Origin of the sequence: Kribbia dieselivorans NBRC 106261 (assembly GCF_001552435.1) — a bacterium.
In the GTDB taxonomy this organism is placed as follows: domain Bacteria; phylum Actinomycetota; class Actinomycetes; order Actinomycetales; family Dermatophilaceae; genus Kribbia; species Kribbia dieselivorans.
Window position 1 is genome coordinate 42218 of record NZ_BCRE01000051.1, and the last position, 13407, is coordinate 55624.

A 13407-nucleotide genomic window follows, 5' to 3' on the forward strand; every position below is an offset into this window, starting at 1 on the left:
GAGGAGTGTCGCACCGAGAAGAATCAGTATCTCAGCCAACGCACTCCCACGCAAAGTCATTCCCGCCACCTCTCCCCGTGGGCGACGCGCTGTGGTGGGGTGGGTCCATGACGACTTCACTGGAATGGCACCTGGTCCGCCGGCCCCACGGCGAACCGACCGATGACGACTTCGCCCTGGTCGAGACGCCGCTGCCGCCGCTGGCCGCCGGGCAGGTCCGGGTGCGCAACACGGCCTTCTCCGTCGACCCCTACATGCGCGGTCGGATGAACGATGCGAAGTCGTACGCCACACCCTACGAGCTCAACGCACCCATGCATGGCGGCGCCGTCGGCATCGTCGAGGAGATCTCCGACGCGGTGACCGACTCCGCCGGCCGCGAGGTCCACGTCGGGGACACCGTGCTTCACGGGTTCGGCTGGCGCACGACGGTGCAGCTGTCGAGCACGTGGGTACGCGTCATCGACACCGACCTCGCGCCGGCCAGCGCCTACCTCGGGGTGCTCGGCATGCCCGGCTACACCGCCTACCGTGGCCTGCTGCAGGTCGCCGAGTTCGCTCCCGGCGACACGGTGTTCGTCTCGGCGGCGGCCGGGGCGGTCGGCTCTCTCGTGGGTCAGATTGCCCGGCTCAAGGGCGCGAAACGGGTCATCGGCTCGGCCGGCGACCCGGAGAAGTGCGCGTGGCTGACCGACGAGCTCGGCTTCGACGCGGCCGTCGACTACCGGGCGCAGCCGATCCGCAAGGGATTGCGCGAAGCCGCTCCCGACGGCATCGACGTGTACTTCGACAACGTCGGCGGCGACCATCTCGAAGCGGCCATCCACGCAATGAACGACTTCGGTCGCGCCGCCCTGTGCGGCAGCATCTCCGGCTACAACGCCACGGCCCCGACGCCCGGGCCGGGCAACCTGTTCATGATCACGACCAAGCGCCTGACGCTGCGCGGCTTCATCGTCGGCGACGACGAGTCCCTGCGCGGGCAGTTCGAGCAGGAGGTCGGGGGCTGGTTGCGTGACGGGAGCATCGTCGCGCGTGAGACGTCGGTGGCCGGGATCGAGCAGGGGATCGCTGCCTTCCGTGAGCTCATGGGCGGCGGCAACGTCGGGAAGATGATCGTCACGTTGTGACCGATGGGTGGTCGGTGGGTTCCCACGCCGCGCCGACCACCCTAGGGTTCGCGGAAAACCGCACTGGCCCACCGGCTGGGGCGGCGGCAGGCAGACCTCCACCCACCGTCGGGAGTCATGATGTTCCAGAAGATCCTTGTTGCCAACCGCGGCGAGATCGCCGTCCGCGCGTTCCGCGCGGCCACCGAGCTAGGGGCCCACACCGTCGCTGTGTTCCCCGCCGAGGATCGGCGCTCCGAGCACCGGGTCAAGGCCGATGAGGCCTACGAGATCGGCGAGCCCGGCCACCCCGTGCGGGCCTACCTCGACCCCGAGGGCATTGTCGCGGTCGCCGTCGAGTCCCGCGCCGACGCGATCTACCCGGGGTACGGCTTCCTCTCCGAGAACCCCGACCTTGCCGAGGCCTGCGACCGAGCCGGAGTCACGTTCATCGGCCCCTCGTCGGACGTGCTCCACCTCACCGGGAACAAGGCCCACGCCATCGCCGCCGCCCGTGCGGCGGGCCTGCCCACACTGCGCTCCGCCGAGCCGACCACCGACGTCGAGGCCCTGATCGGCGAGGCCGAGGAGATCGGCTTCCCGGTTTTCGTCAAGGCCGTCGCGGGCGGTGGTGGCCGAGGGATGCGTCGGGTCGAGCGTCGCGAGGACCTGCGTGAGGCCATCACGGCGGCGATGCGCGAGGCGGAGTCGGCGTTCGGCGATGCGACCGTCTTCCTCGAGGAGGCCGTCGTCGAGCCGCGGCACATCGAGGTCCAGATCCTCGCCGACGGCCACGGCAATGTCGTGCACCTCTTCGAGCGCGACTGTTCCGTGCAGCGCCGCCACCAGAAGGTCGTCGAGATCGCCCCGGCCCCGAATCTCGACCCGCAGCTGCGTGACCAGATCTGCGCCCACGCCGTCGCCTTCGCGAAGCACATCGGGTACGTCAACGCCGGCACGGTCGAGTTCCTCCTCGCCCCGAACGGGCGCTACGTCTTCATCGAGATGAACCCGCGCATCCAGGTCGAGCACACGGTGACCGAGGAGGTCACCGACGTCGACCTCGTCCAGGCCCAGATGCGGATCGCCGCCGGCGAGAGCCTGAACGACCTCGGGCTGGTGCAGGAGAACATCACCCTGCGCGGTGCGGCGCTGCAGTGCCGCATCACCACCGAGGACCCGACGAACGGGTTCCGCCCCGACACCGGTGAGATCACCGCCTACCGCTCCGCCGGTGGCGCGGGCGTGCGTCTGGATGGCGGCACGATCTTCGTCGGCGCGCAGATCGGCGCCCATTTCGACTCGATGCTCGTCAAGCTGACCTGCCGCGGCGCCGACTTCCCCTCGGCCGTGCGCCGGGCGCGGCGCGCGTTGGCGGAGTTCCGGATCCGTGGCGTCGCGACGAACATGCCGTTCCTGCAGGCGTTGCTCGACGAGCCGGACTTCCTCGCCGGGCGGCTGAACACGGCGTTCATCGAGCAGCACCCCTCGCTGATGACCGCCCGCGTGCCGGCCGACCGGGCCACCAAGGTGATCTCCTACCTCGCGCACATGACGGTCAACCAGCCGCACGGCCCCAGCCGCGGCCGATTCGCGCCGCGCACCAAACTGCCGGCGCTGGACACCTCGACCCCGGTGCCCCCGGGCTCGCGCGACCTGCTGCTGCGCGAAGGCCCGCAGAAGTGGGCTCAGGCGCTGCGCGAGCAGACCCACGTCGGAGTCACCGAGACGACGTTCCGAGACGCGCACCAGTCACTCCTCGCCACCCGCGTGCGCACCCGTGACCTGCTGCACGTCGCTCCGCATGTGGCTCGCCGCACCCCACAACTGCTCTCGGTCGAATGCTGGGGCGGAGCGACGTACGACGTGGCCCTGCGCTTCCTCTCGGAGGACCCGTGGGAGCGGCTGGCCGCGCTGCGCGAGGCCATGCCGAACCTGCCGTTGCAGATGCTGCTGCGCGGGCGCAACACGGTGGGCTACACCGCCTACCCGACCGCCGTCACCGACGCGTTCGTCCACGAGGCGGCGCGCACCGGAGTCGACGTGTTCCGGATCTTCGACGCGCTCAACGACGTCGACCAGATGCGCCCGGCCATCGAGGCGGTGCGCGACACCGGCACCGCCGTCGCGGAGGTGGCCCTGTGCTACACCTCCGACCTCACCGACCCGGGCGAGAGGCTCTACACCCTCGACTACTACCTCCGCCTGGCCGAGCAGATCGTGCAGTCCGGCGCGCACGTGCTGGCGATCAAGGACATGGCCGGGCTGCTGAGGGTGCCGGCCGCGACAACGCTCGTCACGGCGCTCCGCGAACGATTCGACCTGCCGGTGCACCTGCACACGCACGACACCGCCGGCGGCCAGTTGGCCACGCTCATCGCCGCGATCAACGCCGGCGTCGACGCCGTCGACGTCGCGTCGGGGCCGATGGCCGGCGGCACCTCGCAGGTCTCCATGGCCGCCTTGGTGGCCGCAACGCAGGGCACCGCCCGCGAGACCGGGCTCGACCTCGCCGCAGTCTGCGACCTCGAGCCGTACTGGGAGTCGGCGCGCGAGATGTACTTCCCCTTCGAGTCGGGTCTCAGGGCCCCGACCGGGCGCGTGTACACCCACGAGATCCCCGGTGGTCAGCTGTCGAACCTGCGCCAGCAGGCCATCGCCCTGGGGCTCGGCGAGCGTTTCGAGGCGATCGAGGACATGTACGCCGCGGCCAACGACATCCTCGGCAACATCGTCAAGGTCACGCCCAGTTCGAAGGTCGTCGGTGACCTCGCCCTGGCCCTTGTCGGCGCCAACGCGGATCCGAAGGACTTCGAGGCCAACCCCACGGCCTACGACATTCCCGGATCGGTGATCGGCTTCCTCGCCGGTGACCTTGGCGACCCACCCGGTGGCTGGCCCGAGCCGTTCCGGACCAAGGCCCTCGCGGGACGCGAGGTCACCCCGCCGCAGGTCACGCTCGCCGACGAGGATGCGCAGTCGCTGGCCGTCGAGCCGCGGGGCACGCTCAACCGGCTGCTGTTCCCCGGCCCGACCCGGGACTTCCTGGAGTCACGGGCGGCGTACTCGGACCTGTCGGTGCTCGGGACCCGCGAGTTTCTGCACGGCATGGACCTCGGCGTCGAACATGAGGTCGACTTGGAGAAGGGCAAGAAGCTCTTCCTGACGCTCGAGTCGATCAGCGCACCGGACGAGCGTGGCATGCGGACGGTGATGTGCACCGTCAACGGCCAGATGCGCCCGGTGCAGGTGCGCGATGAGTCGGTCACGGTCGACGTCCACGTCGCCGAACGGGCCGACCCGGGCGACAAGGGGCAGGTGCCCGCGCCGTTCGCCGGGGTCGTCAGCCTCAAGGTCGACCAGGGCCAGCAGGTCGAGGCCGGCGCGGTGGTGGCGACCATCGAGGCGATGAAGATGGAGGCCAACATCACCACGCCGGTGGCCGGTACGGTGCAGCGGTTGGCGATCGGCTCACCACAGGCCGTCGAGGGCGGTGACCTGCTCGTCGTCATCGCCTGAGCGGGTCGCTCGCCGCGGCCGGGGCGACCGGCCGATCCGGATTGGTCGACCGCCAGACCCTCACCACGGCGATCCGATGTGCTTATGGTGGGTGCGCAACTGACCGACACATCGATCAACCCCAGGAGGGCCACATGGGTATTTCGGACAAGTTCGAGGACGCCAAGGACCAGGCCGTCGGCGAGGCCAAGCAGAAGATCGGCGAAGCGACCGACGACAACCAGCTCCAGGCCGAGGGCCACGTGCAGGAGGCCAAGGGCAAGCTCGGCGAGACCGTCGAGAACATCAAGGACAAGTTGAGCTGACGCTCTCCACCACGGTCACAGGCCCGGTCGTCACCCCCGACGACCGGGCCTGACCGCATCTACGGCCGGGATCGACACCCGTCAGCGGCGGCGGAAGATCGCGCGCTCCGCTTCTCGCTGGTCCTGACGTTCGCGCAGGGCATGGCGTTTGTCGTACATCTTCTTACCGGTGGCCAAGGCGATCTCGACCTTGACCCGCCCCTCCTTGAAGTACAGCTTGAGCGGCACGATCGTGCGGCCCGACTCCTTGGTCTTGGCGGCCAACTTGTCCAGTTCGGCGCGGTGCAACAACAGTTTGCGGCGTCGGCGCGGGGTGTGGTTGGTCCAGGTGCCCTGCACGTACTCGGGGATGTGCACGCCCTCGAGGTACAGCTCATCGCCGTAGAACACGCAGAAACCGTCGACCAGCGAGGCGCGCCCCTCGCGCAGGGACTTGACCTCGGTGCCCATCAAGGCGACACCGGCCTCGAAGGTGTCCTCGATGTGGTAGTCGTGCCGCGCCTTGCGGTTGGAGGCGATGACCTTGTTGCGCGGGTCATCCTTCGCCTTCGCCACCCGGTTCACCCTCTCGTCGTCGTCATGCCGGCACCGTGCCAGACGGTCTAGATTACCGGAGCGTCGTGCCGTGGCCGAACGGGTTTGCGCCCGTTGACGTTCGGCCGGGTCGGGGACGGGTCAGAGCCACTTGCGCGGGTCGACGGGCACACCGTTCTCGCGCGTCTCGAAGTGCAGGTGACAGCCCGTGGACATGCCGGTGGTGCCCTCGCGGGCGATGAGCTCACCGCGCTGGACCCGCCCGCTCGTGCGGACGAACGAGGACAGGTGGTTGTACGTCGTCGCCAGCCCCACGCCCCGCTTGACGCCATGGTCGATGACGAGTTGGTTGCCGTAACCGCCGGCCACCCCGGCCGAGACGATCGTGCCGCTGGCCGCCGCGTAGACCGGCGCACCACAACCGGCGGAGTAGTCGCGGCCGCTGTGCAGGCGCCAGAAGTTCAGGATCGGGTGCAGCCGCGGCCCGAACTCGCTCGTCACGACGCCGTTGGACGGGGCGGAGATGACGCCGTTGCCCGAGGGCGCCGATTGGGTGGCTCCCCCGCCGCCACTGGAGCCCGAGTTGCTGCTGGCACCGGCCTTCGCCGCCGCCAACGCCGCCGCCTGCTCGGCGCGGCGTGCTGCCTTCTCCGACGCGATCCGCTCGGCCCGCAGCCGGGCTCGAAGTGCGCGCGCCTCAAGGATGCCCTGCAACCGGTTCGACCATGCCTCGGTCTTGGCCAGGGACGCCTCCTCAGCCTTCTTCTGCCGGTCGAACCGAGCCGCCTGGTTGCGCTGCGAGTTCTCGATCCCCCGCAGCACCGCCTGCGCCGACTCCGCGTCGCGACGGGCCACACCGGCCTGCGCCAACGCGTCCTGCGCCGCCACCTGAGCGTCCTCGGCAGCGCGCTCGGCGGTGTCGGCGTTGGTCTTGGCGACCTCGCTCTCGCCGCGGAGGGCCTTGAGGTTGTCCTGCTTGGCAACGAGGTTCGCGCGAGTGGTGGCCAGGTCACCGATGGCGCTGTTCTGCACCTCCATGACGGTGTCGGCCATGGCCAGACGCGTGGCGAGGTCATCGGGCGACTCGGCGCTCATGGCCACGGACAGCTGGCCGAGCCCCTGCTCCTGGTACATCTGCGCGGCGAAGCCGGCCACCCGGTCGCGGGTGTCGCTGATCTTGGTGTTCGTCGAGGCGATGTCGTCACGGGCCCGCTGTTCGTTGGCCTGGGCGACCTTGAGGGCGGCTGCCGCCTCGGCGGCCTTCTCGGCGGCGGCGGCTTCCCGGGCCATGGCCTCGGTGTGCCGCTTGGCCGCGGCCGTCTCGGCGGAGCGGGCGCTGGTGACCTTCGCGCGGGCCGCGGGCAACTTCGCGCGGGTGCGGTTCAACGCCGCCTGGCTGCGCTGGAGCGCGGCGGAGGTCTCGTGGATGTCACCGCGCAGCGACTCGGCGCGCTGGTCGGCGCGTTTCTTCTGCTGGCTCGGGTCGTCCGCCGCCACCGCCGGAGCCGACGAGAGCGTGTCGGTGGCGACCAGCGTGCCACCGGTGAGCACAGCAACGGCCGCCAGCGCGGCAACGGCGGCGCGGGCGGTCGAGTGAGTCTTCTGGGGCTCGTGTGACGACGGCATCGCGATCGAGGATAGCCCGATGACCCCCGATCGGGCCAAGGACGCGCCCAACCCTTGTGATGCACCCTCCCCGGTTCGAGGTATTACGCGGCGGGTTCCCGCCGCGTAATACCTCGAACCGCGAGGGGGCGGACCGTGAGGGGGCGTCGGTCAGACGCGCAGGTACCGCCACAGGGTCGTTGCCCCGGTGACAACCGCCAGCACGACGACTCCGCCGAGCAGCCACGGTGCGATGACCCACACGTCGGCGGCCCCGATCATCGCCTGGTCGAGCAGGATCGTGTTCAGGTACCGGTTGAAGATGAAGTGCACCGTGGCCCACAGCAGCCCGATGGCGCCGAGGGTGCCGATGACGCCGGCGATGATGACCTCGAGAAGGAACGGAGTACGAATCGTCCAGTTCGACGCTCCGACCAATTTCATGATGGAGATCTCGCGGCGTCGGGTGAACGCGGCCTGCCGGATCGTCGTGCCCATGAGCAGCACGGCACACAGCGCCATCAGCGCCGCCAGCAGGACCGAGAACCCGGTGATGTAGTTGATCACCTTGAAGAAGCGGTTGAGGACCTTTTCCTGGTCCTGCACGCTGGCCACGCCCGGGGCGCCCTGGAATGACGAGACGACGACGTCGTACCGGCTGGGGTCGGACAACTGGACGCGGTAGGACTGCGGGATGTCACCGACGCGGACGTTCTCCGAGATCGGGCTGTTCTTGAACTGCTCCCGGAACCGGTCGAACGCCTCCTGCTCGGACTCGTAGTAGACGTTCTCGACCAGCGGGCGCAACTCGTCGAGTTGAGACTCGATCGTGCTCTTCTGCGCGTCGGTGACCGCACCGCCGTCACAGTTCGGTTGGGCCGAGGTGTCGGTGCACAGGTAGATCGACACCTGGACCCGGTCGTACCAGTACCCCTTCATCTGGTCGGCCTGGCGCTGCGCCAACAGCCCGAGACCGAGCAGGTAGACCGAGACCAGCGTGACCAGGACGACGGCCAGGGCCGTGGACAGGTTGCGGCGAATGCCGTTCCACGCATCCGCCATGATCGTGCCCAGCCCCATCAGAAGTCCTCCTCCTGGTCGCGCAGGGCATCCGCGCTCCAGTCGTCGTCGTCCATGGCCCACCCCGCCTTGGTGAGGCGTTGCGGTGGCTCAGCCGGGTCCTCGGCCGGATCGTCGTTGGGCTCGGTCTGATCCGGCTCGTCACCTTCGCGGGTGGCGGAGCGCAGCGACTCCCCGCGCACGACGTACCGGCCGTCCTCCTCGTCGCGTACGACCCGCCCGTCGGAGAGTTCGACGACGCGCTTGCGCAGCGCGTCGACGATGGCGTCGTCGTGGGTGGCCATCATCACCGTCGTGCCGGTCTCGTGAATGCGTTCGAGCAACCGCACGATCTCGAGCGAGGTGACCGGATCGAGGTTGCCCGTGGGCTCGTCGGCCAGCAGGATCGGCGGGCGGTTGACCAGCGCGCGGGCCAGGGCCACGCGCTGCTGTTCACCACCGGAAAGTTCGTGGGGGTAACGAGACTCCTTGCCGCCCAGACCGACGAGGTCCAGGGTCTCGGGCACGAGTTCGCGGACCTCGCGACGCGACCGGCCGGTCACCTGCAGGGCGAACGCGACGTTGCCGGCGACGGTCTTGTTGGGCAGAAGGCGGAAGTCCTGGAAGACCGTGCCCATGTTGCGGCGCAGCCGCGGGACCTTGCGGTGCGGGAGTTTGCGGAGGTTGTGGCCCGCGACGAGAAGTTCGCCGCCGCTCACCTGTTCCTCGCGCAGCACCAGCCGCAGCAGGGTCGACTTGCCCGACCCGGAGGGGCCGACGATGAAGGCGAACTCCCCCCGCTTGATCTCCAGGGTGATGTCCTCGACGGCGGGCTTGGTGCCCCGAGGGTACGTCTTGGTGACGTGGTCGAAGCGAATCATGCGGAGGTGGGGTCCTTGCCGGTCGGGAGCGTGTGACCACCGTCCACCTTAGGGCGCTGAGCCCGACACGCACGTCGGGGCCACATCGTGGCGTGTCGCGCGGGGACGACGCTCCGTCAGGTGTGGTGGCCGGCGGATGAGCGATGGCCCCGACTCGCCCTAGGCCAGGTGCAACTCGGCGTCGCCCGGTCCGAGGGCCATTCGGGTGAACGTCACGACCAGGCCGGCGCGCTCCGGGGCAGCGGCGTAGAGGCCGGCGAAGGCAGTCGCGTCGGGCGGGAACGGGGCGAGCCGGACCAATTGCCACGACTGGCCCGCGCTTCTGGCGCGAAAGATGAGCGCGTCGCCGATGCGGGACACGCGCAACGTGACCACACGGCCGGCCCACTGGGGAACGGGCGCGCACGACCAGTCCGAGCGGGGCAGCGTGGCGACCGCCCCGATCTGGGGCAGACCGTCGCTGATCTCGACGCCGGCCTTGACCCACGTCTCCTCATCGGCCCGTACCAGCACGCCCGCCTGATCGTAAAGATCGTCGTAGTCGACGAGGAAGTCCACTTCCATCGACTCGCCCGCTTGAAACGGGACCAGCAGAGCGTGGCCGGAGTGACGCCGAAATCCGTAGTGCGTATCGGCCCAGAAGTCGCTGCCCTCGGCGCACTCCACCAGGAGGTGTCCGTTCTCCTCACATGACCGCGGGGGCGGGTTCAACCATGTTCCCGACCACGGCGCCGGCGACGTCAGGACGCTCCGTCAGGCGTTGGCATTTTCCTTGGCCTGCTCGATGCGCCAGCGGATGCCGGCCTCGATGAACTCGTCGATGTCGCCGTCGAAGACCGCGGTCGGGTTTCCGGTCTCGTGGTTGGTGCGCAGGTCCTTGACCATCTGGTACGGGTTGAGCACGTAGGAGCGCATCTGGTCACCCCACGAGGCCTTGATGTCGCCGGCGAGTTCCTTCTTCGCGGCGGCCTCCTCGGCCTTCTTCTGCAGCAGCAGGCGCGACTGCAGCACGCGCAGCGCGGCGGCGCGGTTCTGGATCTGCGACTTCTCGTTCTGCATCGAGACGACGATGCCCGTGGGGATGTGCGTCATGCGCACCGCCGAGTCGGTGGTGTTGACGCTTTGACCGCCGGGGCCGGACGAGCGGAAGACGTCGACCTTGATCTCGTTCTCGGGGATGTCCACGTGGTCGGTGCTCTCGATGAGCGGGATGACCTCGACGGCGGCGAACGACGTCTGGCGGCGGCCCTGGTTGTCGAACGGGCTGATGCGCACGAGACGGTGGGTGCCCCCCTCGACCGAGAGGTTGCCGTAGGCGTAGGGCACGTTGACCTCGAAGGTCACCGACTTCAGGCCGGCCTCCTCGGCGTAGGAGGTGTCCATGACCTTGACCGGGTAGTGGTGGCGCTCGGCCCAGCGCAGGTACATGCGCAGGAGCATCTCGGCGAAGTCGGCGGCGTCGACCCCGCCGGCGCCGGCGCGGATCGTCACGACTGCGGCTCGCTCGTCGTACTCCCCCGACAGCAGGGTGCGTACCTCGAGTTCACCGACGGCCTTGGTGATCTTGCCCAGTTCGGCCTCGGCCTCGGCGAGGGTGTCGGCGTCGTTCTCCTCACGGCCCATCTCGACGAGGACCTCGAGGTCCTCGATGCGCTGGTCCATGTCGGTGACACGGGTGAACTCGGCCTTGGCCCGGCTCAGCGCGGAGGTGACCTGCTGGGCCTTCTCCTGGTCGTCCCACAGGTCGGGCGCGGCGGACTGCTGCTCAAGGTCGTGGATCTGCGCCTCCAACGCGGCGAGGTCCGTCACCTCCCGCACGGAACTCATCGTCGTGCGGAGGTCCTGGATCTCTTGGTCGAAGTCAACAGCCACGAGGAGCGAGTCTACCGCCCCGGTTCGGGCTCGACGTTTCGCTCGAACTTGTCGTCCTTGTCGCCGGCCTTGAGGAACTGGTTGACCCACTGGGCCGACGGGTCGCGATCGAGGAGCAGGGACTTGACGAGCAGGGTCAGCGGGATGGCCAGCAGCGCGCCGAGCGGGCCGAAGATGAACGACCAGAACACCAACGACAGGAACGCGGTGGTCGGGTTGATGCCGACGGCGTCACCGGTGAACTTCGGCTGCAGGATGGACTGGATCGAGAAGTTGAGCACCGAGTACGCGATGATGACGATCACCGCGTCGACCCAGCCGCCGTGGAGCAGCGCCATCAGCGCCGGCGGGATCAGCCCGAGCACGAACCCGATGTTGGGGATGTAGTTGGTCACGAACGCCCAGAGCCCGAAGGTGACCGCCAGCGGGACTCCGATGATCCACAGGGCGACGACGTCGAGTGCGGCGACGATGAGACCGAAGACGGTCGAGACGACCCAGTAGGTGCGCACGCGGGAGCCGAAGTCGACGAGGGCGTCGGCGACGTCGGGCTTGTCCTTGTGCACGTTCTTGAGCCGGTCGCTGAACCCGACGGTGTCCATCGTCAGGAAGACCATGACGGTGAGCAGGAAGAGGACCTGACTGGTCGTGCTGCTCAGGGTGTTCGCCAACGTCTGGACCAGACCGGTGAGCTGCTTGTAGTCGAAGTTCTTGACCTGCGACTCGATCTGGTCCTTGCTCAGACCCAGCCGCTCGGCCAGCGCGATGCCGTCCTGGAGGAGGGCGTTGAACTTGCCGGAGTACTGGGGCATCGTCTCGGCGAGTCGAGCCACGGCCAGACCCATGCTGCCGACGAACAGGACGAGGATGCCGTAGAGCAGGAAGAGCAGGAGCGTCGCGGCCGCCCACTTCGGCAGGAAGCGAGCGGTGCGCTTGTAGATCGGGTACACCGCGATGACGAGCGTGATTGCCAGGAACGTCGGCGCGAGGATGCTGCTGACGGTGCGCAGACCGGCCATCGCGACGACGGCGGCGGCCAGGCCGATGAGCAGCGTCAGGGTCGGGCTCAAGCGGGCGATGGTCGGCGACGCCTGGGGGTGCTCGTGCTGGTGGCTCGGATCCGGGGTGTCGTCGACGATCTGTCGGACGGTGACCGCGCTGGAGCCGGAGGGCGCGGGGGCGGGCGTGGAGGTGTCCTGCTCCGGGTCGGTCACCGGTGGCTCCTTGGGTGCGGCAGTCGGGTGGGCACAGTCTGTCACCGGTAGGGACAGAACGGCGGATCGACTCCCCGGAACTGCACGCGCGGGTGGCGCGTCGGCGGCCGGGCCGCGCGCCGGTCAGGCGATGCGACGCTCCGGCTGGTCCTGGCCCGGGTCGATCGATCCCGTTGTGGTGTCGAGATGAATGGGGGCGGTCTGCGGCTCCGGCTTGCCGTTGGCGAAAACGAACCACCGCATCGCGGTGTACATGAACACGGCCTCGCACGCACCGGCGAGGAGGCGCGCGCCCCAGTAGGGCACGCCGACGGTGGTCAGGCCCGAGCCGATGCCGAGGATGATGGCCGTGTAGTTGATCGCCACGGTGAGCACGTACCGGGCGGACTGCCGCCCGACATGGCCCTCTGCGCGGAAGTTGAGCCACTTGTTGAGCACGAACGCGGCGCACAGCGCGATGACGTAGCCGAGCGTCACGGCCACCGGGTTGGGCAGGTGCAGTTGCGTGTAGAAGAAGGAGAGCAGCGCCAAGTCAAGGGCGAAGGTCGTCGAGTTCACCATCGCGAACCCGATCGCGGTGTGCGGGATGTAACGCTGCAGCCACGCGGGCAGCAGGCTGCGCAGCCAGACCGTCAGGTCATGGAACCGATCGGCCGCGCTGCGGCGGGCCGGTGTGGCGTGTGCGCTCTCCCCCATGCGCCGACCCTTTCAGCGAAGTCTGAACACAGTCTGACTTTACTCTCGCCGGCCGGAGCGTCGTGTGGTCACCTCGCGCCTGAGCTGGCTACAGCCCGTTTCCCGCCAGCGCGGAGGGGTCGCTTCAACCGCGCGCGCCTGCTCTGCACGCGGCGATTGATCGTGCGCTTCGAGGCTGGGCTGGCCGTCGTGCCCTTCTCATTCACGACGATCGTCACGATGCCGTGACGGGCCAGTCGTTGCAGAGTTTCCAATGCCGGCACGTGGTCACCGCGTTCGAGGCGGGCCACGTGGGGCTGCTTCCACCCCAACAGGCGGCCGAGCTCAGACTGCGTGAGTCGATGCTTGGCCCTGAAATCCACCACGATCGCGCTCACGGCACTGGCCAGCGCCAGCCGATCCACCTCGGCGGCGTATTCAGGGTCGTGATCCCTTCGCTGGGCGCTGATCTCATCGTGGGTGGCAAGGTGCGAGAGCTTCATGGCCATTACTCCTGATCCAGTTCTGCAAGGCGCCGTTCTGCCGCCTCACAGGATTTCGCGAAGCCGCGCGGGTCAGACTCCGCTTCCGGCGCATAAGCACCGATGACGAATGTGTTGCCAAACTGTCGATA

12 protein-coding genes are annotated in these 13407 nt (G+C 68.8%); 3 read left to right on the forward strand and 9 right to left on the reverse strand.

Annotation, left to right across the window (positions count from 1 at the left end):
• The first annotated feature begins 107 nt into the window (after positions 1-107).
• The 3 genes from KD1_RS05265 to KD1_RS16155 all read left to right on the forward strand — a co-directional run bounded on the left by KD1_RS05265 (position 108) and on the right by KD1_RS16155 (position 4933).
• The gene (locus KD1_RS05265) at positions 108-1130 is read left to right on the forward strand and encodes an NADP-dependent oxidoreductase (RefSeq protein ID WP_068398525.1); all 1023 of its coding nucleotides are present in this window, start codon (positions 108-110) and stop codon (positions 1128-1130) included.
• Between the two features lie 120 nt (positions 1131-1250).
• The gene (locus KD1_RS05270) at positions 1251-4628 is read left to right on the forward strand and encodes a pyruvate carboxylase (protein WP_068398568.1); all 3378 of its coding nucleotides are present in this window, start codon (positions 1251-1253) and stop codon (positions 4626-4628) included.
• Positions 4629-4762: 134 nt separating this feature from the next.
• Positions 4763-4933, forward strand: coding sequence for a CsbD family protein (locus tag KD1_RS16155; RefSeq protein ID WP_083542123.1), 171 nt, complete (start codon positions 4763-4765; stop codon positions 4931-4933).
• Between the two features lie 81 nt (positions 4934-5014).
• Here the strand turns inward: KD1_RS16155 and smpB are convergent, their stop codons facing one another.
• From smpB to KD1_RS05315, 9 genes are all read right to left on the reverse strand, one after another.
• Positions 5015-5488, reverse strand: coding sequence for an SsrA-binding protein SmpB (gene smpB / locus KD1_RS05275; protein ID WP_068398571.1), 474 nt, complete (start codon positions 5486-5488; stop codon positions 5015-5017).
• A gap of 120 nt (positions 5489-5608) precedes the next feature.
• Positions 5609-7093, reverse strand: coding sequence for a M23 family metallopeptidase (locus KD1_RS05280; RefSeq protein WP_068398528.1), 1485 nt, complete (start codon positions 7091-7093; stop codon positions 5609-5611).
• Positions 7094-7243: 150 nt separating this feature from the next.
• On the reverse strand, positions 7244-8152 hold the full coding sequence (gene ftsX / locus KD1_RS05285) for a permease-like cell division protein FtsX (RefSeq protein ID WP_068398531.1): 909 nt from the start codon (positions 8150-8152) through the stop codon (positions 7244-7246).
• Positions 8152-9012 carry a cell division ATP-binding protein FtsE gene (ftsE, locus tag KD1_RS05290; protein ID WP_083542124.1) on the reverse strand — a complete coding sequence of 287 codons (861 nt, stop codon included), beginning with the start codon at positions 9010-9012 and terminating at the stop codon, positions 8152-8154. Before ftsE ends, ftsX begins: the two co-directional genes overlap by 1 nt.
• Positions 9013-9171: 159 nt before the next feature.
• Positions 9172-9723 carry a DUF1349 domain-containing protein gene (locus tag KD1_RS05295; protein ID WP_281177591.1) on the reverse strand — a complete coding sequence of 184 codons (552 nt, stop codon included), beginning with the start codon at positions 9721-9723 and terminating at the stop codon, positions 9172-9174.
• A 42-nt stretch (positions 9724-9765) separates the two neighbouring features.
• Positions 9766-10884 carry a peptide chain release factor 2 gene (gene prfB, locus KD1_RS05300; protein ID WP_068398537.1) on the reverse strand — a complete coding sequence of 373 codons (1119 nt, stop codon included), beginning with the start codon at positions 10882-10884 and terminating at the stop codon, positions 9766-9768.
• An 11-nt stretch (positions 10885-10895) separates the two neighbouring features.
• Positions 10896-12098: an AI-2E family transporter gene (locus KD1_RS05305; RefSeq protein WP_068398540.1), complete on the reverse strand. Its 1203-nt coding sequence runs from the start codon at positions 12096-12098 to the stop codon at positions 10896-10898.
• Between the two features lie 123 nt (positions 12099-12221).
• Positions 12222-12794, reverse strand: a complete 573-nt coding sequence (locus KD1_RS05310; protein WP_083542125.1) for a GtrA family protein — start codon at positions 12792-12794, stop codon at positions 12222-12224.
• 68 nt (positions 12795-12862) lie between these two features.
• Complete coding sequence (locus KD1_RS05315) at positions 12863-13276, reverse strand: helix-turn-helix transcriptional regulator (protein ID WP_169795343.1); 414 nt, start codon at positions 13274-13276, stop codon at positions 12863-12865.
• Between the last annotated feature and the right edge of the window lie 131 nt (positions 13277-13407).